Raw genomic sequence first — 22,956 nt, forward strand, 5'->3', positions numbered from 1 at the left:
CGACTACTTTGAAATTTCGAGCGTATCGAGAAGCTCCCGCAGAACATCTCTGCCCGTCGTTCCCCAATCCGCCTTGCGTGAACGCAAGAGGGTCGCTTGGGATCTATGGACGATCCCATCCCCGAGAACCTTGAGGTGATTTGCGCGCAGCGTGTCACCCGTCGAGGTGATATCGGCAACCATTTCGGCCGTTTCGTGCTTTACGGTTCCCTCGGTCGCGCCCTGACTATCGACAAGCTGATAATCCGCGACTCCCTGATCGCGCAGGAAATCACGTACCAAACGGTGATACTTGGTTGCGATTCTGAGGCGCATTCCATGGTTCGCGCGGAACTGAGCGGCCACGGCATCCAGATCATCCAGCGTTTCGACATCGACCCAGCATTGCGGAACGGCAATCACCAAGTCCGCATGGCCGAATCCCATCGGAGCAAGCTCGGACACCTGCATATCCCACGCCGCCAATTTCTCGCGGATAAGGTCAGTGCCTGTCACGCCAAGATGAATACGGCCCGCCGCCAACTCGCGCGGAATTTCTCCGGCGGACATAAGGACAAGCTCGATTCCGTCAATCCCGTCAATAGCCCCAGCATATTCGCGGTCCGATCCAGTACGACGAAGCGTGATGCCACGAGCGCCGAACCAGTCGAATGTCTTCTCCATCAGCCGCCCTTTTGACGGTACGCCCAATTTAATGCTCATAGCGTCCCCCCTTTCAAAGCCCACGTCAGACCAGGACGAATAACGCCTCCGACCGCAGGAATTGAAGCGCCCTGCCCCAACACTCGCGTAAGCGCGTCATAACGCCCGCCTGTGGCAAGGGGCGGCAAATCGGGGCGAGTCGGGATATAGAAACCAAAGACAAACCCGTCGTAATATTCCATCGTGCTACGGCCATAGGATGTCTCGAAATCCAGACCGTCAACATCCACACCACGCGCTGCCATCGCATCCAGACGCTTGCTCATCTGTGTCACCGCTGGCGCAATCGACGGAAGATCGATCGCGATATCGCGCAGCGCCTCAACCACGTTAGGTGCCTTCTCGCGCAGCTTAAGGATCTGCTCCAATATCTCGACTTCACCAACCGAGATCGCAGGCGTATTCGCGTCCTCTTGTATCGCGGCCAAACGCTGACATATCTCGGAAGCGGAGCGCTTGCCGATGAACTTGCCCGCACTATCAATCAGCCCATTCGCAGAGTTCGCGTTGAGTGACGCCAGCATTTTCTCGCGGCTTGGCGCGATCGGTTTGCGACCACCGAAACGATCGAGCAAAGCGCGGAAACGATGCGGCCGCCAGATGTGGCGCAAGAGTGCCTCACGACGACGTTTGGTTGTGCTCAGGCCCTTCACGGCGGCCATCAGGATCCCGATATCGCCCGTCGCGGCGCGCAAGCCAAGTGGCGAAAGAACCTCTTGAAACAGAGCGAAAACCTCGGCGTCCGAAGCGGCGGGGTCGGCGCCGTCAAACACCTCATATCCCACTTGGAAATACTCGTTCGAGCGGTCCGTGTCTTCTTCCTGACGGCGAAATACTTCTCCTGCATAGGCATAGCGCGCAGGTGTCGCGCCACTTTTCATATGCATCTGAACGACAGGAACCGTAAAGTCAGGCCGCAGCATTTGCTCGCCCCGCAACGGATCGCTGGTTACATAGGCGCGCGCGCGGATATCCTCTCCGTACAGGTCCAGCAATGTCTCGGCGGGCTGCAGGATATCTGCATCCACACCCTGCGCACCGGCCTCGGTGAAGAAGGCAAGCAAACGCGCCGCTTCTTCACGGACTTCAGGCTTCTGTGTCATCGCTTTGGCCTTTTAGCATTGCCTGTACCTGCGCCACCAATTCACTGCGTGGCACTTCGATCTGGCTTGGTCGCGATTTCCACTCTTCGAGCGTCGCGTTTTCGGCAATCTTGGCACCAAGGATCAGGTCCTTGATCTGCACAACGCCTGCTTCGGCCTCATCACCACCTTGGATAATTGCGATGGGTGAGTGTCGGTTATCCGCATATTTCAACTGATTTCCGAAATTCTTGGGATTGCCCAGATATACTTCGGCGCGAATACCGGCCTGACGCAATTCGGCAACCATGGTCTGATAATCGGCCATACGCGCCTTATCCATCACCGTCACGACAACCGGGCCCTTCTGCGCGGTATCAATCCGACCTTTCGCCAGAAGCGCCGCCAAGAGCCGGTCCACACCAATCGACATGCCTGTTGCCGGAACAGCCTGCCCCGTAAAGCGTTTCACCAGATCATCATAGCGCCCGCCCCCCGCAACAGAGCCAAACTGGCGCTTGCGGCCTTTTTCGTCGAGCACTTCGAAGGTCAGCTCGGCCTCATAAACAGGCCCCGTGTAGTAGCCGAGGCCGCGCACAACTGATGGGTCGATTTCAATTCGGTCGGGGCCGTATCCTTGAGCGTCAAGGAGTGCCGCGATGGTTTCCAACTCGTCCACGCCCTCAGCGCCGATCGCCGAGCCCTCAACCAGTTCACGCAAGCGCGCAACTGTCTGCGCGCCCGTATCGCGTTTGGCCTCCATAAAGCCCATGACCACATCGGCCTGTTCATCCGACAGGCCCGCGCCTTCTGTAAAGTCTCCGCTGGCATCCTTGCGTCCTGCGCCCAGCAGTGCGCGCACTCCGTCAACGCCAAGTCGGTCAAGCTTATCAATCGCACGAAGAACGATACCGCGCTCGTCCTCAAACTTCGTAGGGTCCGACGGATCAAGAACGCCCGCCACTTCCATAACACCATTCAGAACTTTGCGGTTGTTCACCCGCACGATGTAATCGCCACGCGGAATTCCGACCTGTTCCAGCGTATCCGAAAGCATCGCGCAAATCTCGGCGTCGGCAGCGACGCTTGCAGTGCCAACAGTATCGGCATCACACTGATAAAACTGACGGAACCGTCCCGGACCCGGCTTCTCGTTGCGCCAGACAGGGCCCATCGCATAGCGACGATACGGCGTAGGCAGATCGTTGCGGTGCTGCGCAAACACACGCGCCAATGGCGCCGTCATGTCATACCGAAGCGCGACCCAGCCAGAATCCTCCTCTTCCCACGCGAACACACCCGCGTTCGGGCGATCCACATCGGGAAGGAACTTGCCCAGTGCCTCTACGGTTTCCACCGCAGCCGTCTCAAGTGCGTCAAAACCATAGCGATGATACACTTCGGCAATCTGATCCAGCATATGTTTGCGCGCCGTTACCTCGGCACCAAAATAATCGCGGAAGCCCTTGGGCGTAATTGCCTTGGGGCGCGGCTGTTTCTTTTGCTTGGCCATATCCTGCCCTTCATCGCATTGGTTACGCTGAGGGCTTTATCGCGCGCGCGTCTCGGGAGCAAGGTAAACGCGCTGGAATTTGGGGATATGTGGTGATATGGCAGACCCATGAACGAAAAACGCATCACCGAACTCGAAGAAGACATCGCCCACCTCACCCGCACGGTCGAGGATCTGTCGGACGTCGTCGCGCGTTTGGATGCCGATAACGAGCTTCTAAAGCACCGTGTGCGTATGCTCATGGAGCGCGAAGCCGAACGCGAGGCCGACAATGGCGGCTCTGCAGTGCTAACGGATCAACGTCCGCCGCACTGGTAATGGCTAGCGCATATTAACGACGCTGCTTGCTTGGATTTCGCCACCGTGGACCAAGACTGAAGCCCACTCATCTCGTGCGCCGAATTGCTCGTACAATGTGATCAACGACGTGGTGCGAGCAAAGCCCTTCATCTTGCGATCACCGCACGCGACACCCTGCTTTACATTGCATTTACGCGCCTTGAGAACTTCATAGGCCTTGTCGGTCGCAGAATAGGGAAGCGTTTTGGGGCTCAGCTCATAGCGCATGATCTCATGGAGTTGCAGATCGCCGAACATCGCGACCGCCGCAGTAAACTTGCGCGCACAGTTATCGCGAAATCCCACGATATAAAAATCATGAGGTGTCTTGGTGCGCGGATTGGTGTCATACAGCGTAAGCTTGGAAGAACCCGAAGCGGCCACATCCACTCTGGTTCCCATCTTGCTCTTGGAGACACCGCACACCTTGACCGGAACACCAAATGGCGCAGGCCCGTCCTCGCGGAGCTTGGCCTCCGCCGAAGCGTCCTTAGAAGAGGTTGCGCGCCCCATGACCTGCGAGAAAAAGCTCCCCTCTGTCGGATCCGCAACAAGTGATGTTGACGCACCTTCGGGGATTTCATCGAGTTGGCTTATTTTGGTAATCTTTTCTTCGGAGGGTTCAGCATCCGGAAGCGGTGCCTGTGATCCCATACAGCCAGCCACAAATATAACCGACGCGCAAACGCATGATTTAGCGATAAAACTTAGCTTCATTAAATAACCCCCCGTCGAAAACGTGGGCCATTCTTGACCTTCGGCGCTCTCGAATGAGGGTGTTTGTAAGGGAAAACTTTACATAAAATCAATACAGTTGAGAAAACTCAGCGCCTTTTGGCCTAAACCGCCGACAGAATCCGTTATGTGTACTCTTCAACTGTCACAACCCCACCAAGCGACTTGAGCGCGCTCTTGATTTGGGGACTAACGGGATAGTCCTTGTCGAGTTCCATCTCAACTTCGCCGGGCAATGTCGGGTCCATGAGGCAGAATGAAATTGGGCCGCGATTGCGGTTGGCTTTATCCTCACTTGCGCGCGCGAGCACGGAGGCGACACTTGATGCTGCTTCAGGCGTTTCGATGAATACCTTGAGGCCCTTGGTGCCCGCCTCGGCAACAACCCCGTCGATCGGAGCAACACTTCGCGCGATGGGGTCGAATTGTCCGTCCTCAAACTTCGCCTCAAGCGTCATCACCACACGGGTCGTTTTTTCAAGAACGGCGCGGGTCGCTTCGAAATCCTTGGCAAAGAGAGCCATCCCAGAAATCTGGCCTGTAGGATCGGAAATATTCATCCGAAAGAACTGCGTTCCCCGACCAGATTTGCGCTGTTGAAGGCCCGAAACGATCACACCGACCTTTACGATTGCCGCGCCTGATCGCTCGGCCTTTTCGCGCGCTTCGTCGAGCGATATCACGCCCTTGCGTTTGAGTGGCGCCATGTAATCGTCCAGCGGGTGCCCCGATAGATAGAAACCAATCGCTTTGTTTTCTTCGCTCAGACGGTCATCTGGTATCCAGTCATTAACCGAAGAAAGCCGCGGCTCCGGCAAATCCTCGCCCGCCTCGCCGAACAACGATACCTGATTAGAGGCGCGCTGCTCATGGATGGCGGCAGAATAGCTTACCAGCGCATCGAGGCTCTCGAAGACGCGGCGGCGGTTTGGGTCAAGCTGATCGAACGCTCCTGCGCGCGCCAGCATCTCAAGCGGACGTTTACCTACGCGCTTCATGTCGACTCTGCGCGCAAAATCAAAGAGCGTCGCAAAGGGCGTTCCGCCGGTTCCGTCGGCCTCTGGTTTGCGCGCCTCAACGATCAGGCGCATCGCCTCAACGCCAACGTTTTTCAATCCGCCCAGCGCATAAACGACTTTGCCATCAGCGACAGTGAACATAGCAAGCGAGCGGTTCACACAGGGTGGAATAATCTCGATGTCAAGCCCGCGACGCACTTCCTCCGCATAGACCGAAAGCTTGTCCGTTAGGTGCAAATCACAGTTCATGACCCCTGCCATGAACTCTACGGGGTGGTTCGCCTTGAGCCATGCGGTTTGATAAGAAACAACCGCATAGGCCGCCGCGTGGGATTTGTTGAAACCATAGTTCGCGAATTTCTCCAGAAGGTCGAAAACCTCACTGGCTTTCTTTTTGGGAACGCCGTTTTCTGCCGCGCCCTTCTCGAATTTGGGTCGCTCGGCGTCCATCGCCTCTTTGATCTTCTTACCCATCGCACGCCGCAACAAATCCGCGCCGCCAAGCGAGTAGCCAGCCATAACCTGCGCAATCTGCATAACCTGCTCTTGGTAAACGATAATACCCTGCGTTTCCTCAAGGATATGGTCGATCAACGGATGCACTGACTCGATTTCGCGCAGACCGTTTTTGACCTCGCAATAGGTCGGGATGTTTTCCATCGGGCCCGGACGATAGAGCGCCACAAGCGCCACGATATCCTCGATACAGGTTGGCTTCATACGCCGAAGCGCATCCATCATGCCTGAACTCTCAACCTGAAACACCGCAACGGTTTTCGCACTGGCGTAGAGCTTGTAAGTAGCTTCATCCTCAAGCGAAATCGCGCCAATATCGATATCTATACCGCGCAGCTTGAGCAAATTTAGCGCCGACTGAATAACCGTAAGCGTCTTGAGGCCGAGGAAGTCGAATTTCACCAGCCCTGCTTGCTCAACCCATTTCATATTGAATTGCGTCGCAGGCATATCAGAGCGCGGATCCTGATAGAGCGGCACCAATCTGTCCAGCGGGCGATCACCGATCACGACCCCCGCCGCGTGGGTGGATGCGTTGCGCAGTAGCCCCTCAACCTGTTGACCATAATTCAGGAGTCGCTCAACAACTTCTTCACTGCGCGCTTCTTCGCGCAATCGCGGCTCATCCTTGAGGGCCTGCGCAATCGAAACGGGCTTCACCCCCTCAACTGGGATCAGCTTAGAGAGCCTATCCACCTGCCCATACGGCATCTGAAGAACACGACCGATATCGCGCACCGCGGCCTTGGACAGCAGCGCACCAAAAGTGATGATTTGGCCGACTTTGTCGCGACCGTATTTCTGCTGTACGTAACGGATCACCTCCTCTCGGCGATCCATACAGAAGTCGATATCAAAGTCAGGCATCGAAACACGTTCAGGATTCAGAAACCGTTCGAACAGGAGCGAATAGCGCAGCGGATCAAGGTCCGTAATCGTCAGCGCATAGGCAACAAGCGAACCCGCCCCAGAACCACGCCCCGGCCCCACAGGGATATCGTTTTGCTTGGCCCAATGGATAAAGTCGGCAACGATCAGGAAGTAGCCAGGGAAGCCCATACCTTCGATAATCCCGAGCTCAAAATCCAGCCGCTCTTGGTATTCTTCAACACTCGCAGCATGAGGAATAACCGCCAAGCGCGCCTGTAGCCCCTCGTTGGCTTGGCGGCGAAGTTCCACCACCTCGTCATCAGCAAACTTCGGCAGGATCGGATCGCGCAACGCGGCCTTAAACGCACAGCGCTTGGCGATCTCTACTGTATTTTCAATCGCTTCGGGCAAGTCCGCGAAGAGCGTGATCATCTCTTGCTGTGACTTAAAATAGTGCTGCGGTGTGAGCTTGCGGCGCGCCTCTTGCTGGTCGACATAGGACCCTTCCGCGATACAGATCAACGCATCATGCGCCTCGTACATGTCGGGCTTGGGAAAATACACGTCATTTGTCGCCACAAGTGGAAGGTCGCGCGCATAGGCCATTTCGACAAAGGCACGCTCTGTTGCGCGCTCTGCTTCGGTGGTTTGGCCGCCCTCTCCCGGGTGGCGCTGAAGCTCTACATAGAGGCGACCGTCGTATATCTCTGCCAGTCGTGCGATCAACGCTTCGGCCTTGGGCCGCTGCCCCGCTTGCAGAAGCTTACCAACCGCGCCTTCCGGCCCACCCGTCAGGCAGATGATGCCAGAACCAAATTGCGCCAATTCCTCGACCGTTACCTGTGGCAGCTCGCCGTTGCCATCCACATAGAGACAGCTTGAAAGGCGCATCAGGTTCTCATAGCCCTCCTCATTCTGCGCGAGCAAAACAACGGGCGCAGGAACACGCGGACGCTCCCCCGGAACGGGAGGATCATAGGTTACATCCACCTGACATCCGAGAATCGGCTGAATGCCCGCCTTGCTTGCGGTGACCGAAAACTCCAGCGCTGCGAACATAGAGTTGGTATCCGTCAACGCGACCGCAGGCATGTTATTTTGCTCGCAATAACCAGCGAGTTTCTTGACGGGAACGGCCCCCTCAAGAAGCGAGTATTCCGAATGCAATCGAAGGTGAATGAACTGAGGATCTGACATAGGCAAAGGTTATCCCGCTTCGTTCCCAAGTGAAACGGCGAAATGCGCGGCCCGCCCAATTTACGGGCGTCGTGCACTATTGTTTAGAATTTCCATCAAGTCCTTTCGCTTTTAGAACAGAAAGATTTCTTGCCAGATGGCACAAATCTGCGCTTTGCTGTATTTTAAGCTGGACGCACCTTCGCTTTACGCCACATCGGGCGGCTGTGCATGTACTTCTGATGTAAGAGAAAGTGGCGGATTTTCACATGGGTATCACGTTTCTTCTCAACGGAGAAACTGTGCAGCTACAAAATGTTCCAGCAACGCAAACTTTGCTAGACTGGCTGCGCGAAACGCAACATCTGACGGGAACCAAAGAGGGCTGCAACGAAGGCGACTGCGGTGCGTGCTCTGTGATGGTCTCCGACGAAAACGGAGCGCGCGCGCAGAACGCCTGTATTCTGTTTATGCCACAACTGAACGGCAAAGCTGTACGCACAGTCGAAGGGATATCCGCACCAGACGGCACCCTGCATCCGGTGCAATCGGCGATGATCGATCATCACGCCAGCCAATGCGGCTTCTGTACGCCGGGCTTTGTTGTGTCGCTCGCGGTGGCGCACGCCAATGGGACACAAACCCATGATGAAACCCTTGCGGGGAACCTGTGTCGCTGCACCGGCTATGCGCCAATCGTTCGCGCCGCAGAACACGCCGCAGATGCGCCTGTCCCGCCCCATATGATCGACACGCCGCCGCCAGCAGAGCCCGTCGCAACCACGGAAGAGGCCTCCAATTGGGTGCAGCCTGATTCATCCGACGCGCTCGCCAGTTGGTACGCCGAAAACCCAGACGCAACCCTAATCGGTGGCGCAACCGACGTGGGCCTGTGGGTCACTAAGCAGCTCAAGACACCCGCAAAAATTGCCTTCCTGAACCGTGTGAAGGATTTACAGACCATCACAGAAACACCCGACGCATGGGAGATTGGCGCAGCAGTAACGGTTACCGATTTCACAAAGTTCATCACTCCGCATTTCCCGCATTTCGCGCGGATGCTGTCGCGGTATGGCTCTACTCAAGTTCGGAATGCGGCGACGATTGGTGGCAATATCGCAAACGGCTCTCCCATCGGGGACGGCCCGCCCGCTCTCATCGCATTGGGTGCAAAACTCTCTCTGCGCCAAGGGGATAAGACCAGAACCATAGCGCTAGAGGACTTCTTTATCGAATACGGCAAACAGGACATATCCGAGGGCGAATTTGTCACGGGCATTACGATACCCAAGCAGCCAGATACGCTCCGATGCTACAAGCTTTCCAAACGATTTGATCAAGACATCTCTGCCGTGCTTGGCTGTTTCAACATCACCCACGACGACACGAAAATCACAAAGGCGACGATTGCCTTTGGCGGTATGGCGGGAACACCAAAGCGCGCCCTCAACGTTGAGCACGCCCTGATCGGCCAGTCTTGGACCCTCGATACAATCAAGGCTGCGCAGGCACAATTCCCAGAGGATTACACCCCCCTTTCGGACGCACGTGCCAGTGCGGATTATCGTTTGCAAGCGGCGCAAAATATGCTGCTGCGGGCCTTCCATGACGTCAACGGAACTGCCACGGACTTGCATGAGGTGACAGTATGAGCACGCACAAGCCTCTCCCGCATGATGCCGCGGCCCTCCACGTTACGGGCGCGGCGCGCTATGTTGATGACATTCCCACACCCGCTGGAACGCTACACCTCGCATTTGGGCTTTCCACAATCGCGAGCGGCAAGATAACGTCGATGAACCTCGACAAGGTTCGCGCATCCGAGGGCGTGGTGGATGTCCTCACTGCCGCCGATCTACCGTTTGAAAACGATGTTTCGCCATCCATCCATGATGAGCCCCTGCTTGCGGATGGTACGGTTCATTATATCGGCCAGCCGATATTCCTTGTCGTTGCCAAGTGTCACCTCCTAGCCCGCAAGGCAGCGCGCCTTGGCGATATAACCTATAATGAAGAAACCCCGATCCTAACGGTGGACGAAGCCCTCGCCGCCGACAGCCGATTTGAGGATGGCCCGCGCATCTATTCAACGGGCGACGCCGAAGCCGCCCTTGCCGCAGCCACCCATCGTGTAACGGGGCTAATCGAAATTGGCGGCCAAGAGCATTTTTACCTCGAAGGCCAAGCAGCACTCGCCCTCCCCCAAGACAACGGCGATATGCTGGTCAATTCCAGCACCCAACATCCGACCGAAATTCAACACAAAGTGGCCGACGCGATTGGCGCTCCGATGCACGCCGTTCGGGTCGAGACACGACGAATGGGCGGTGGATTTGGCGGCAAAGAGAGCCAAGGCAACGCGCTTGCTGTCGCCTGCGCCATAGCGGCCACCAAGACGGGCCGCGCCTGTAAAATGCGCTATGACCGAGACGACGACATGACGATCACTGGCAAGCGTCACGACTTCCACATTTCATATACGGCGGGATTTGATGACAACGGCAAGATCGAAGCCGTTGATTTCCTGCATCTCTGTCGGTGCGGTTGGGCGCAGGATCTTAGCCTGCCCGTTGCCGATCGTGCGATGCTTCATGCGGACAATGCCTATTTCATCCCGAACGCACGGATCGAGAGTCACCGCCTCAAAACCAATACTCAATCCGCCACTGCGTATCGTGGATTTGGGGGGCCGCAGGGGATTTTAGGGATCGAGCGTGTCATGGATCACATCGCGCACACGCTAGAGCTTGATCCGCTGGAAGTGCGCCGCGTAAATCTATATCGCGATGCGCCGCAGGATTGCGCGCCCGTAATGTCACCTCAAGAGACACCCTACCACCAAGAAGTTACTGACAGCGTCATCAACCAGATGGTCGCAGACCTTGCCCTGAGCTGTAATTATTCCGAGCGGCGCGCAGCCGTTGATAAGTGGAACGCAGAGAACCCTATTTTGAAGAAGGGTATCGCACTCACACCTGTCAAATTCGGCATTAGCTTCACGCTGACCCACCTCAACCAAGCGGGTGCGCTGGTGCATATTTATCAGGATGGCTCGGTCGCGCTTAATCACGGCGGCACGGAAATGGGACAAGGACTGTTCCAAAAGATCGCCCAAGTTGCCGCTGATGTGCTTGGCATCTCGATGGATCGCATTCGCATCACCGCGACCGATACCGCCAAGGTACCCAATACGTCTGCCACCGCCGCGAGCTCCGGAACCGATCTAAACGGAATGGCCGTATCAGCAGCCTGCCATGAGTTGCGCAATCGCCTCGCGGAACATATTGCCCCAAATGGCGCAGAGGTCACATTCAGCGACAATCAGGTGTGGTTGGACGGCGCGCCTCGGACATGGAATGAGGTCGTCAAATCCGCCTATGAATCTCGCGTCAGCCTCTCAACGACAGGTTTCTACAAAACCCCAGACATTCAATGGGACCGCATCGCAGGACGCGGGCGACCGTTTTACTATTTCGCGTATGGTGCCGCCGTTTCCGAAGTTATCGTCGACACTCTTACGGGCGAGAACCGCATTCTGCGCACCGACATCCTTCATGATGCAGGAAGCTCCATAAATCCCGCGCTCGACATCGGCCAAGTCGAAGGCGGTTTTGTTCAGGGCGCGGGCTGGCTCACGACGGAAGAACTGGTCTGGGATGACGCGGGAAGGCTCCTCACCCACGCCCCGTCTACGTACAAAATCCCGGCGTGCTCAGACCGTCCCGATATCTTCAATGTGGCGCTCTTTGATCGGCCAAATCCATCCGAAACGGTATCGCGTTCCAAGGCTGTCGGCGAGCCGCCGTTCATGCATGGTAACTCTGTTTTCCTCGCTATTTCAGATGCGATTGCCGCTTGCGGATCAACCTATCCATCGCTCAATGCGCCCGCCACGGCGGAGCAAATTCTCACGGCAATCAATCAGGTCCGCCCGTGAGCTTTGATCTATATAGGCTTTCGCAACTCTGCGACGCGCATGATACTGTCGCGCGCGTGGTTGTTGCCGATGTGAAAGGCTCCACCCCGCGCGACATCGGCGCGGAAATGTTCGTATGGAGCGACGGTCAACGCGGAAGCATCGGCGGCGGCGCACTCGAACATGAGGCAACCAGCGCCGCCCGCGACGCGCTCTCTCACCCTGCTCGGCCCCAGCTTCATCGGATTCCACTCGGCCCAAACCTCGGGCAGTGCTGCGGTGGCGCGGTGTCGCTTGTTACCGAAGTATTCACCGCCCAGACGCTACCAACGGGTCCGATTTTTGCGCGTAGAGTTGCGGCACAAGCCTCTGCACATGCGCCAGACACACTTGGCCTTGCCGAAGGTTGGCTTATCGAAGAGCTAACTTTCAACCGTACTCCAATCTGGATTTGGGGCGCGGGACACGTCGGGCGGGCGCTTGCCGCAACGCTTGCACCGATGCCGGACTTCGACGTTACCCTGATCGACACATGCGAAAGTCGTATGCCACCAGCGATTGAAAACGTCACACCGCTTGTTGCGGCGAATATGCCAAGAGCGGCGCAATACGCGCCCGCCACCGCACGACACCTGATTATGACCTACGACCATGCAATTGACCTCGCCCTCTGCGCGGCCCTTCTCAATACGCCGCACAAAGATATCGGATTGATCGGATCGGCCACAAAATGGGCGCGCTTCAAACGCCGCCTTGGGGATCAGGGATTCAAAACTGCACAAATAAACAGCATTGCCTGTCCAATAGGCGATCCGAACGCTGGGAAACACCCGCAAGCCATTGCGATTTCGGTTGCCGCCGCGCTATTGCTGGTCGGTCAAAACAAAAAACACGCCTCAGATTCGCAAATAGGGGCGGCATGACAATGGGGACGACGACATGATAGAAACTGCGCTACTGGCGGTGAATGGACTCACCAAAGCCTACCCCGGAGTCGTCGCAAACAGTGATGTTTCCTTTGCAATCAAGCCCGGCGAAGTGCACGCACTCCTCGGAGAGAACGGCGCGGGAAAATCAACGCTCGTCAAGATGATCTACGGCCTTGTGCGCCCCGACAGCGGCGACATGACACTCAATGGCGCGCCCTATTCCCCTGCCGAACCGCGCGCCGCACGGGCCTCTGGTGTGGCGATGGTCTTCCAGCATTTCTCTCTGTTCAACGCGCTAAACGTTGCAGAAAACATCGCCCTCGGAATGGAGAACCCGCCCAAGCAAAATGTCCTGAGTGCTCGAATCCGCGAAGTCTCCGAGACTTACGGCCTTCCGCTTGATCCTGACCGCCTTGTTGGCGAGCTCTCCGCTGGTGAACGTCAACGCGTTGAAATCATTCGCTGTTTGCTTCAAAACCCCAAAATCCTCATCATGGACGAACCAACTTCGGTGCTTACACCGCAGGAGGTCGAGATCCTCTTTACGACACTGCGCAAACTCTCGGCCGAGGGCACCGCGATCCTTTACATCTCTCACAAGCTCGACGAAATCCGAAGCCTGTGTGACAGTGCCACGATCCTGCGGCTCGGCAAGGTTGTCGATATCTGCGATCCGCGCGAAAAGAGCTCCCGCGAGCTGGCCGAAATGATGGTCGGCCAGACCCTCCACACCCCAGAGCGCACCCCGCATGCCTTTGAAGATATCGTTCTAAAGGTCAGCGATCTGTCGATGAAAGCGCCGACTGCTTTTGGCACATCTTTGAAAAACGTTTCCTTTCAAGTACATGCGGGCGAAATCCTCGGGATTGGCGGCGTCGCAGGCAATGGCCAAGACGAACTCCTCGCCGCGATATCGGGCGAAACACAACCAAACTCGGGTGTGGTCAGCGTCAACGGTACACCCGTGCAAAACTTGGGGCCCAATGCACGCCGACGTTTGGCCATACTGACCGCTCCAGAGGAACGCTTGGGCCACGCCGCCGCGCCCGATATGTCGCTTGTTGAAAACGCACTGATGACCGGCGCGATCCGCGAGAACCTTACCAATCGCGGTTTCTTGAAATGGAACGCGGCGCGGGACTTTGCCGAGAAAATCATCAAGGATTTTGATGTCCGAACTCCGGGTCCACAAAACGTGGCGCGGGCGCTATCGGGCGGGAATCTTCAGAAATTCGTCGTCGGGCGCGAAATCCTCCAGCGCCCGGATGTGTTGGTCGTAAATCAGCCCACTTGGGGCGTAGACGCCGCCGCCGCCGCCGATATTCGACAGGCATTGCTTGATTTGGCCGCCCAAGGTTCCGCCGTGATCGTGATTTCGCAAGACCTTGATGAGCTGATGGAAATCTCGGACAACTTCTCGGCCCTGAACGAAGGCACGCTCACTGCTCCGCGCCCCGTACAAGGCCTGACGGTTGATCAGATCGGCCTGATGATGGGTGGCGCGCATGGCATGGAGGTCGCCCATGTCTAATTTTTCTCTTACATCTGCTGCAATGAATGGGGCATCCAAATGATCCACCTCGAAAAACGCCCCACCCCGTCGCGCATGTGGACATTCATCACACCCGTCGCCGCTGTTTTGGCGACGATGATTGCGGGGGGCATCCTGTTCTCGTTCCTTGGCAAGGACCCGTTTGAGGTTATTCGCACGATCTTCTGGGATCCGTTGTTTAACCCCGCCTTCGCCGGATACTCACGACCACAGCTCTTAGTAAAAGCCGCACCGCTTATCCTTATCGCGATCGGTTTGTCGCTCGGGTTTCGCGCGGGGATTTGGAATATCGGTGCCGAAGGGCAATACATCATCGGTGCGATTTGTGGCGCTGCTGTCGGATTGGCCTTCTATCCGCTCGACGCATGGTTTGTTTTCCCGTTAATGGTGATTGCGGGCGCGATCGGCGGCATGTTGTGGGCGATGATCCCTGCCCTACTCAAGACCAAGTTCGGCACGAACGAGATTCTCGTTTCACTAATGCTCGTTTACGTGGCGGTGAATATCCTCTCCTCGGTTTCACAGGGAGCGTTGCGCAACCCAGACGGCATGGGCTTCCCTGGATCGCGTAATTTCCAACAGTATCCTGCGGGGCATAACGCCGAGTTAATCTCGGGAACGGGCATGCATTGGGGCGTTATCGCCGCGTTTATCGCTGTGATTGCCGCCTATATTCTTCTTAACCGCCATATGCTTGGCTTTCAAATCCGCCTAACGGGTGAGAGCCCCCGCGCCGCGCGTTTCTCGGGTGTTCGACCAAAGCTCCTTATCCTTATCTGTATGGGTATCTCAGGCGTTACTGCGGGCCTTGCAGGGATTTTCGAGGTCGCTGGCCCCTCTGGCCAAATCAACATCAGCTTTAACGCGGGCTATGGCTTTACTGCGATTATCGTTGCGTTCCTTGGGCGGCTTCATCCCGTCGGCATCCTATTCGCGGGGCTGCTCTTGGCGCTGACGTATATCGGCGGAGAGTTGGCGCAACTTATGCTCACACTACCTGCGGCGGCAATTCAGGTGTTCCAAGGGATGCTTCTGTTCTTCTTGCTCGCGATGGATGTGTTCACCAATTATCGCCTGCGCATCGGCAAATCGGAAACCGTATGAGCGCTGCACAACCATCCCTCCTGCGGCGTGTCACCCTAACCGCTATCGTGCTGTTTTTCGGCGTGCTTATTGGCGCTATGGGGCGGGCAATTGCCGTGCAACTTGGGATTGGGTTCGTGGCAGCGCCACTCTGGTTTGCCGCGCTTATTCTGATTTATATGGGCACGATCCTGTTTCGCGAGAACCTTTTGCGCTGGCTTGCTCCTTTCTTTCGCCTTTCCACAACAGAGCCCGATCACGGCGACAAACGCATTAACCTAATTGGGTGGAGCGTTTTCCTCGTTGGTTGCCTCGTTGGATATCTACTCACGGCCTTCATCCTTATCGGAGAATCGTAATGGACCTTTCGCAAATTCAACTCGCTGCTCTTCTTGCGTCCCTAATGGTTGCAGCCACGCCGATCCTTTTGGCGGCGATTGGCGAAATGGTCGTCGAGAAGGCCGGTGTTCTTAACCTTGGTGTTGAGGGGATGATGATTACGGGTGCGGTGTCTGGTTTTGTTGCCGCTTACACTACCCAAAGCCCGTTTATCGGGTTTGTCGTAGCGGCGGGCGCGTCGGCTTTGTTAAGCCTGATCTTCGCGTTTCTCACACTGAAACTTATGTCAAACCAAGTGGCGACAGGCCTTGCGCTTACGCTCTTTGGATTGGGCCTTTCGGCACTCATCGGGCAATCCTATGCCGAGGTGCGCCCCCCTGCGACGGCCAAGTTGGAAATCCCCGTCTTGTCCGATTTGCCGTTTTTCGGGCGCGTTCTGTTTTCACATGACCCTATTGTATATTTCTCGCTTATCCTGCTTGTGGCAGTCTGGGCCTTCCTGAAATACACGCGCCTTGGGCTTGTCTTGCGTGCCGTGGGGGAAAACCACGATGCCGCACACGCGCTTGGATACAAAGTAGTGCGCATCCGTGTGGCGGCAATTGCATTTGGCGGAGCCTGTGCGGGCCTTGGCGGCGCGCACCTGTCGCTGGTGCGTGTGGCGCAATGGACCGACGGAATGACCGCAGGCGCCGGCTGGATTGCCCTCGCGATTGTTGTATTTGCAAGCTGGAAGGCACAGCGCGTGCTATTTGGCGCTTATCTTTTTGGCGGCATCACGGTTCTACAACTCAACCTTCAGGTCGCAGGCTTCCCCGTACCCGTGGAATACCTCTCGATGAGCCCATACCTCATTACGATCATTGTGCTCGTCCTGATCTCCAGAAGCTCAACCGCCGCGCCCGCATCACTTGGAAAACCCTTTTATGCGGTGTCATAATATGTGCAATTCTTCGCATATTAATCCGTCGAAAAATATGCGCGTTTACAAACTGTTGTCGAATATATGGGCAAAACAAAAAAGCCATTGGAACCTTGGCGCCAATTCCAAGGTATTCTTTACCAGCTTCGGATTCAGCGATAAGGTCTCCAAGACTTTTGGCGGCACACCAACGCTAATCTCGAATACGGGCGCAGTGCTCAGATAGTGGGCACTACGGCCATGTTTGACGTGCTCTGAAGGCGCGCGTTACGCAAAACCAGACGAACCAACACCAAGTCCACTATAGGGGAGACTATAAATGAAATTCATGAAAACAATCGCAACCGCAGCGCTTGCGCTAGCCGTTGCAATGCCAGCAGCGGCAGAGACAACCAAAGTTGGTTTTGTCTATGTCGGCACACCTGGCGATGGCGGCTGGACATACGAGCACGACCAAGGCCGTAAAGCAGTCGAAGCAGAGTTTGGCGACAAAGTTGAAACAACATATGTCGAGAACGTTGCCGAAGGCCCAGACGCAGAGCGCGTTCTGACTCAAATGGCGCTGTCTGGTCATGACCTGATTTTCACCACTTCGTTCGGTTTTATGGATCAAACCAACAACGTTGCGGCGAAATTCCCGGACATCAAGTTTGAGCACGCGACTGGCTATAAGCGCGAGCATCCGAACGTGTCCACATATGGCGCACGCTTCTATGAAGGCCGCGCAGTTATCGGTACAATCGCAGGTCGCATGACCAAGTCGAACAAAATCGGCTACATCGCGTCTTTCCCGATCCCAGAGGTTATTCGCGGTATCAACTCTGCGTACATCCACGCCAAGAAAGTTAACCCTGAAGCAGAAATGAAAGTCGTCTGGGTATTCTCATGGTTTGACCCAGCCAAAGAAGCAGACGCTGCAGCGGCTCTTATCGAGCAAGGCGTTGACGTGATCATGCAGCACACCGACTCCACTGCACCAATGGCCAAAGCGGCAGAAACCGAAGGCGTTATTGCATTTGGTCAAGCTTCCGACATGGGCCAATATGCTGACGGTCCGCGCGTTTCTTCCATCATCGACAACTGGGCGCCATACTACATCGAGCGTACGAAAGCCGTTATGGATGGCACTTGGGAGCAAGTTGACACCTGGGGCGGCATCGACTCTGGCATGGTAGAAATCGGCGACTTTACCGATAAACTTCCACAACCTGTGAAAGACGAAGCAACCGCGCTTGCAAACGCAATCGCAGATGGCTCTTACCACCCGTTCACTGGTCCTTTGAACAAGCAGGACGGCACTCCTTGGCTTGCTGAAGGCGAAACAGCAGGCGATGGCGATCTGTTGGGAATGTCCTTCTATGTAGAAGGTATCGAAGGCGATCTGCCACAATAAGCGTTCACCAATCGACTAACGAAAGCCCGGGGATTTCCCCGGGCTTTTGCGTTTATCCATCCTGTCGAATGGTCGCGTTGGTTGGGTCATAGGGGCTATCTTCGGCCACAACGGCGCCCCAGAGTTGATCGAACATTTTTACCTGAAGCTTCGTCCCAACGGCCGCATGTGCAGGCGCGACATATCCCATTCCGATGCTCTTGCCGAACGCGACCGAGTACCCGCCAGACGTAAGCCGACCAACGCGCTGATCCCCTACATAGAGCGCCTCGCGCCCCCATGGGTCTGCGTCCTTTGGCCCATCAATGAGCAGCGTCACACAACGGCTGCGCACACCCGTCGCAAGCATAGCCTCTTTGCCGTAAAACGACTTCGACAAATCAATAAATCGGTCCAGCCCCGCCTCTTGCGGTGTGGCATCGCGCCCGAGCTCCGTTCCGAATGCGCGATAGGACTTCTCTTGTCTAAGCCAGTTCTGCGCCCGCGCGCCGACAAGCCTCAATCCGTGCTTCTCACCCGCTTGCATCAACTGATCCCAAAGGTAGTTCTGCATCTCAATCGGGTGATGAAGCTCCCACCCAAGTTCACCAGTATAGGCCACGCGGATCGCGCGCACGGGGCACATGCCCAACTCAATCTCGCGGCAAGTAAGCCAGGGGAAGCGCTTGTTTGACAAGGCGGCCTCTGGATCGGCGTCGCGGATCAATTCATTCAAGACATCGCGGCTCTTGGGACCTGCGATCGCGAAAACGCCCCACTGTGTCGTGACATCCTGAACACTGGCCCAATTCCCCTGATTGCTCGCGTTCCAGTCTTCGAGTGCCTTAAGAAGGTAGTCACGATCATAATCCGACCACGCCCCCGCCGACACGAGGTAATAGTCATTCTCGGCCAAGCGCACGATGGTATATTCCGTCCGCGTCGTCCCCGCCGAGGTGAGCGCATAGGTCAGGTTTATCCGCCCGACCTTGGGCAATCTGTTACACGTAAACCAGTCCAGAAACGCCGTTGCGCCCGGTCCGTGAACCACGTGTTTGGTGAACGCCGTCGCATCAATAAGGCCCACGCCCTCGCGGATGGCACTGGCCTCCTGCTCTGCGTATTGCCACCAACCGCCACGGCGGAAACTGCGCGCGTCATGGTCATTGAACCCCTCTGGCGCATAATAGTTCGGTCGCTCCCAGCCGTTCACCTGCCCGAATTGCGCGCCAGCAGCCTTCTGACGATCATAGGCAGGACTTGTCCGCAACGGTCGCGCAGCGGGGCGCTCTTCGTCGGGATGGTGAAGGATATAAACGTGCTCATAGGCTTCTTCGTTCTTGAGCGCGGCGTATTCGGTGGTCATCCAGCTTCCGAAACGCTTTGGATCAAGGCTGGCCATATCGATCTCGGCTTCGCCCTCAACCATCAAATCCGCAAGGTACTTGCCCGCACCACCCGCAGCGGTAATGCCAAAGCTGAACCCTTCAGCAAGCCACATATTCCGCAATCCCGGCGCAGGTCCAAGAAGCGGGTTCCCGTCGGGCGTGTAACAAATCGGACCGTTGAAATCATCCTTTAGGCCAACCGTTTCTGACGACGGTATCCGGTGAATCATGCTGAGGTATTCTTCCTCGATCCGCTCCAAATCAAGCGGGAACAGATCGGCACGGAAACTATCAGGCACGCCATATTTGAACCGCGCGGGCGCATTGCGCTCATAGGGGCCAAGGATCCAACCTCCCCGTTCCTCTCGCACATACCATTTCGCATCGGCATCCCTTAGCACGGGATGTTCCTTATGCATCTTGCGATATTCAACCAGGGCCGCGTCGGGTTCGGTTACGATAAATTGGTGCTCCACAGGGATCGCAGGGATTTTTATCCCTAACAATTGCGCCGTTCGCTGCGCGTGGTTCCCTGTGGCGGTGACGACGTGCTCGGCAGTGATAGTTACTTGTTCATCCGATGGGACAAGGTTTCCGCCGCGTTCAACCATCTTGGTACAAGTAACAACCCACTCGGTTCCCGACCAAACATAGCTATCAACCTGCCAGCGCCGCTCAACCACAACACCTCGCTGCCGCGCGCCCTTGGCCATCGCAATCGTCACTTCGGCAGGGTTAATGTAGCCATCGGTCGGGTGGTAAATCGCGCCCTCAAGGTCCTCGGTCCGCACCAGCGGCCAGCGCTCTTTGATCTGCGCGGGTGTCATCCATTCAAACGGCACACCGCAGGTCTCGGCGGTCGACGCATAGAGCATATACTCGTCCATCCGCGCCCGCGTTTGCGCCATACGCAAGTTCCCGACCACCGAAAAACCCGCGTTCAAGCCCGTTTCTTCCTCGAGAGTTTTGTAGAACTTGATGGAATAATCATGAATATGCGTGGTCGCATAGGACATATTGAAATACGGCAAAAGCCCCGCCGCATGCCAAGTAGAGCCGCTGGTCAACTCGTCCCGCTCAAGCAGCATGACGTCGTCCCAACCCGCTCGCGCCAAATGATACGCAACCGAGACACCAACCGCACCTCCTCCGACAACCAAGGCTTTGACATGCGTTTTCATTACTTGCTCCCTAGGCTAACAGCATCACTTCAGTTTGGCCCATCCTAAGCCATTTTGCGCGCCCCTTCCGACGTTAATATAACAAAACCGACTTTGCCCGTAATACACCGTCGCAAACGGATATTTTCCGATGGTGACGGGACGGCACAATATGCTAGGCGCTTGTCCCGTTGATACGCCAAAGTTATGATCCCTCATCGGATACGGAAATAGGAAATTCTATGGAAATCTGCCGTTCTGTTGCGCACATTCGCACCCATGTGCGCGGACTTCGCCAAGCGGGGCACTCTGTTGGTTTGGTTCCGACAATGGGCGCGCTCCATGACGGCCATATCTCATTGGTCAGGGCCGCCGCCGAACGCGCGGACAAAGTGGTGGCAACAATTTTCGTGAACCCCACTCAATTCGGCGACAGCGCAGATCTCGAAAAATATCCCCGCACCGAGGACGCAGATATAGCCCGACTAGAAGCCGCTGGCGTCTCGGCAGTTTTCATGCCGCAAGTCTCTGATATCTATGCCGAAGATGCGGAAACAATCGTCGAGACAACACAGCTTGCCAACATGCTTCATGGCATTGTGCGGCCCGGTCATTATCGCGGTGTTTCAACTGTGGTGACCAAGCTTTTCAACATCGTCGGCCCCGACGTCGCCGCATTCGGCGAGAAGGATTACCAACAGCTTCAGGTTATCCGCAAAATGGTTAGCGATTTGCACGTCCCTATCGAAATTCTCCCTGTTCCCACCATGCGAGAGTCCGATGGGCTGGCGATGTCATCGCGCAACGTGCGCCTAACTCCAGAGGATCGCAAAGCCGCAGTCATTTTGTGCCAGGCACTGGATGCCGCCGAAAAAACGGTGCACAATGGAACAACGGTTTCGGACCTCGCCAAGAGCATCCGCGCCACAATCGCAACAGAGCCGCGAGGCACGCTTGAGGGGCTCGACATCGTTGCCGCAGAATCCCTCGCCCCGCTCGATGGTCCGATCAACGGGCCGACCGCCATTATGATCTCTGTTAAGTTCGGAGATATTCTCTTGATAGATCAACGCGTTGTAACCCCGAGGTAGTCATGTCAAAACAAGTCAAAATTCGCCGCACAACCGTACCGCAAATTGCCGCGCGCAAGGGCGGAGAACCGATTGTATCGCTGACCTCATACCACGCGCACACCGCCGCGATCGTCGATAACCACGCAGATTTCATTCTCGTGGGCGACAGTCTGGGCATGGTTATGCACGGCATGGATAGCACCGTCGGCGTGCCGCTCGAATTGATGATCATGCACGGCAAAGCAGTTGTGCGCGGCACCGAAAAGGCGCTGATCGTCGTGGATATGCCCTTTGGCACCTACGAAGAATCCCCCTCTGTCGCCTTCCGCAACGCGGCTAAGATCATGAAAGAAACTCAATGCGGAGCCGTTAAGCTCGAAGGCGGCAAACGCATGGCGGAAACCATTCGCTTCCTCACCGAGCGGGGCATTCCCGTCATGGCGCATATCGGTCTCACACCACAATCGAGCCATGTCATGGGGGGCTTCAAAACCCAAGGGCGCGACGAAGACACTTGGGCCATTCACGAAGAAGATGCACGTGCAGTCGCCGAAGCAGGAGCCTTCGCGATTGTACTTGAAGGCATGGTTGAACCCCTCGCTGCGCGCATCACCGAGCAGGTCGCAATCCCGACCATCGGCATTGGCGCCTCCGCGAAATGCGACGGCCAGATTTTGGTGCTAGAGGATATGCTCGGTCTATCGCCATGGACGCCAAAGTTTGTCAAAGTCTATGGAAAACTGGGCGAAATGATCGAACAGGCCGTGGGTGAATACGCGGACGAAGTGAAATCCCGCGCCTTCCCGAGCGAAGACCAGATTTACAAATAATCCATGAAATTATGCCGCGGTTCTGCCCTCTGTGGCGGGTAGGACCGCGTTAATTTTCCATCCTTCGCGGTCTGGAACCATCTGATAATCCAGAACATGCGCTTCGCCGTTCTTGGAACGGATGAGCACCTTGAGCCAAACAGCGCGCCCCTCGGGGCGGTTATTGAGGAATGTCACTTCTTCGGGATCCACGACCATCGAATAGCCGTTCGAAACCATCGCCTTGAAGGTTTCATGCGATCCAAAATACTTTCGGATACCGTCTGAGGAGAACTCGAACGCGGCCTCGAAATCGCCTGCACGGAAGGCCTCGATCTGACTTAGAACGGTATTCTCGAGCGCACCAACCGGGCCGTCTTTATCACCGGTCTGGGCCACCGCCGCCAGCGGAGACAGGGCAAGGCATAAGGCGCCAACAAGCAAATTACGCATGGTTCACT

Annotated in this window: 18 protein-coding genes; 11 read left to right on the forward strand and 7 right to left on the reverse strand. The window is 56.2% G+C overall.

What is annotated here, in order from left to right; genetic code table 11:
* Positions 1-3 precede the first annotated feature (3 nt).
* From hisG to hisS, 3 genes are read right to left on the reverse strand one after another with little or no spacing between them, the layout of a single operon-like run.
* A complete protein-coding gene (gene hisG, locus ACFE33_RS11930; RefSeq protein WP_380053681.1) occupies positions 4-702 on the reverse strand; it encodes an ATP phosphoribosyltransferase in 699 nt (232 codons plus the stop codon).
* On the reverse strand, positions 699-1,805 hold the full coding sequence (locus tag ACFE33_RS11935; RefSeq protein WP_380053684.1) for an ATP phosphoribosyltransferase regulatory subunit: 1,107 nt from the start codon (positions 1,803-1,805) through the stop codon (positions 699-701). Before ACFE33_RS11935 ends, hisG begins: the two co-directional genes overlap by 4 nt.
* Complete coding sequence (hisS, locus tag ACFE33_RS11940) at positions 1,789-3,297, reverse strand: histidine--tRNA ligase (RefSeq protein ID WP_380053686.1); 1,509 nt, start codon at positions 3,295-3,297, stop codon at positions 1,789-1,791. Before hisS ends, ACFE33_RS11935 begins: the two co-directional genes overlap by 17 nt.
* A gap of 108 nt (positions 3,298-3,405) precedes the next feature.
* Between hisS and ACFE33_RS11945 the strand changes: the two genes are divergently transcribed.
* Positions 3,406-3,615, forward strand: a complete 210-nt coding sequence (locus ACFE33_RS11945; protein WP_380053688.1) for a SlyX family protein — start codon at positions 3,406-3,408, stop codon at positions 3,613-3,615.
* Between the two features lie 3 nt (positions 3,616-3,618).
* On the opposite strand, the gene ACFE33_RS11950 is transcribed toward ACFE33_RS11945, so the two are convergent.
* Both ACFE33_RS11950 and dnaE read right to left on the reverse strand, forming a co-directional pair.
* Positions 3,619-4,353, reverse strand: coding sequence for a hypothetical protein (locus tag ACFE33_RS11950; protein WP_380053691.1), 735 nt, complete (start codon positions 4,351-4,353; stop codon positions 3,619-3,621).
* A gap of 143 nt (positions 4,354-4,496) precedes the next feature.
* Entirely contained in the window at positions 4,497-7,973 is a 3,477-nt protein-coding gene (gene dnaE / locus ACFE33_RS11955; protein WP_380053694.1) for a DNA polymerase III subunit alpha, read from the reverse strand.
* A gap of 248 nt (positions 7,974-8,221) precedes the next feature.
* Here dnaE and xdhA point away from each other — a divergent pair, with 248 nt between their 5' ends.
* The 8 genes from xdhA to ACFE33_RS11995 all read left to right on the forward strand — a co-directional run bounded on the left by xdhA (position 8,222) and on the right by ACFE33_RS11995 (position 18,086).
* Complete coding sequence (gene xdhA / locus ACFE33_RS11960) at positions 8,222-9,604, forward strand: xanthine dehydrogenase small subunit (protein ID WP_380053697.1); 1,383 nt, start codon at positions 8,222-8,224, stop codon at positions 9,602-9,604.
* Complete coding sequence (xdhB, locus tag ACFE33_RS11965; RefSeq protein WP_380053699.1) at positions 9,601-11,889, forward strand: xanthine dehydrogenase molybdopterin binding subunit; 2,289 nt, start codon at positions 9,601-9,603, stop codon at positions 11,887-11,889. The genes xdhA and xdhB overlap by 4 nt, the downstream gene beginning before the upstream one ends.
* Positions 11,886-12,791 carry a xanthine dehydrogenase accessory protein XdhC gene (gene xdhC / locus ACFE33_RS11970; protein ID WP_380053701.1) on the forward strand — a complete coding sequence of 302 codons (906 nt, stop codon included), beginning with the start codon at positions 11,886-11,888 and terminating at the stop codon, positions 12,789-12,791. The genes xdhB and xdhC overlap by 4 nt, the downstream gene beginning before the upstream one ends.
* Before the next feature lie 16 nt (positions 12,792-12,807).
* The gene (locus ACFE33_RS11975; RefSeq protein ID WP_380053704.1) at positions 12,808-14,328 is read left to right on the forward strand and encodes an ABC transporter ATP-binding protein; all 1,521 of its coding nucleotides are present in this window, start codon (positions 12,808-12,810) and stop codon (positions 14,326-14,328) included.
* Between the two features lie 39 nt (positions 14,329-14,367).
* Entirely contained in the window at positions 14,368-15,453 is a 1,086-nt protein-coding gene (locus ACFE33_RS11980; protein ID WP_380053707.1) for an ABC transporter permease, read from the forward strand.
* The gene (locus ACFE33_RS11985; RefSeq protein ID WP_380053710.1) at positions 15,450-15,791 is read left to right on the forward strand and encodes a hypothetical protein; all 342 of its coding nucleotides are present in this window, start codon (positions 15,450-15,452) and stop codon (positions 15,789-15,791) included. Before ACFE33_RS11980 ends, ACFE33_RS11985 begins: the two co-directional genes overlap by 4 nt.
* Positions 15,791-16,711, forward strand: coding sequence for an ABC transporter permease (locus ACFE33_RS11990; RefSeq protein ID WP_380053713.1), 921 nt, complete (start codon positions 15,791-15,793; stop codon positions 16,709-16,711). Before ACFE33_RS11985 ends, ACFE33_RS11990 begins: the two co-directional genes overlap by 1 nt.
* A 301-nt stretch (positions 16,712-17,012) precedes the next feature.
* Positions 17,013-18,086, forward strand: a complete 1,074-nt coding sequence (locus ACFE33_RS11995; RefSeq protein ID WP_380053716.1) for a BMP family ABC transporter substrate-binding protein — start codon at positions 17,013-17,015, stop codon at positions 18,084-18,086.
* Positions 18,087-18,138: 52 nt separating this feature from the next.
* Here the strand turns inward: ACFE33_RS11995 and ACFE33_RS12000 are convergent, their stop codons facing one another.
* Positions 18,139-20,634 (reverse strand): FAD-dependent oxidoreductase, encoded by a 2,496-nt coding sequence (locus ACFE33_RS12000; protein WP_380053719.1) that lies wholly within the window; start codon positions 20,632-20,634, stop codon positions 18,139-18,141.
* 221 nt (positions 20,635-20,855) lie between these two features.
* Between ACFE33_RS12000 and panC the strand changes: the two genes are divergently transcribed.
* Together panC and panB are read left to right on the forward strand one after the other, a co-directional pair.
* Positions 20,856-21,704, forward strand: a complete 849-nt coding sequence (gene panC / locus ACFE33_RS12005) for a pantoate--beta-alanine ligase (RefSeq protein ID WP_380053722.1) — start codon at positions 20,856-20,858, stop codon at positions 21,702-21,704.
* Between the two features lie 2 nt (positions 21,705-21,706).
* Positions 21,707-22,516 carry a 3-methyl-2-oxobutanoate hydroxymethyltransferase gene (gene panB / locus ACFE33_RS12010; protein WP_380053724.1) on the forward strand — a complete coding sequence of 270 codons (810 nt, stop codon included), beginning with the start codon at positions 21,707-21,709 and terminating at the stop codon, positions 22,514-22,516.
* Between the two features lie 9 nt (positions 22,517-22,525).
* Here panB and ACFE33_RS12015 read toward each other — a convergent pair whose 3' ends face one another.
* Positions 22,526-22,948, reverse strand: coding sequence for a DUF4864 domain-containing protein (locus ACFE33_RS12015; RefSeq protein WP_380053727.1), 423 nt, complete (start codon positions 22,946-22,948; stop codon positions 22,526-22,528).
* Between the last annotated feature and the right edge of the window lie 8 nt (positions 22,949-22,956).

The organism is Falsihalocynthiibacter sp. SS001, assembly GCF_042445055.1.
Taxonomy (GTDB): Bacteria; Pseudomonadota; Alphaproteobacteria; order Rhodobacterales; family Rhodobacteraceae; genus Falsihalocynthiibacter.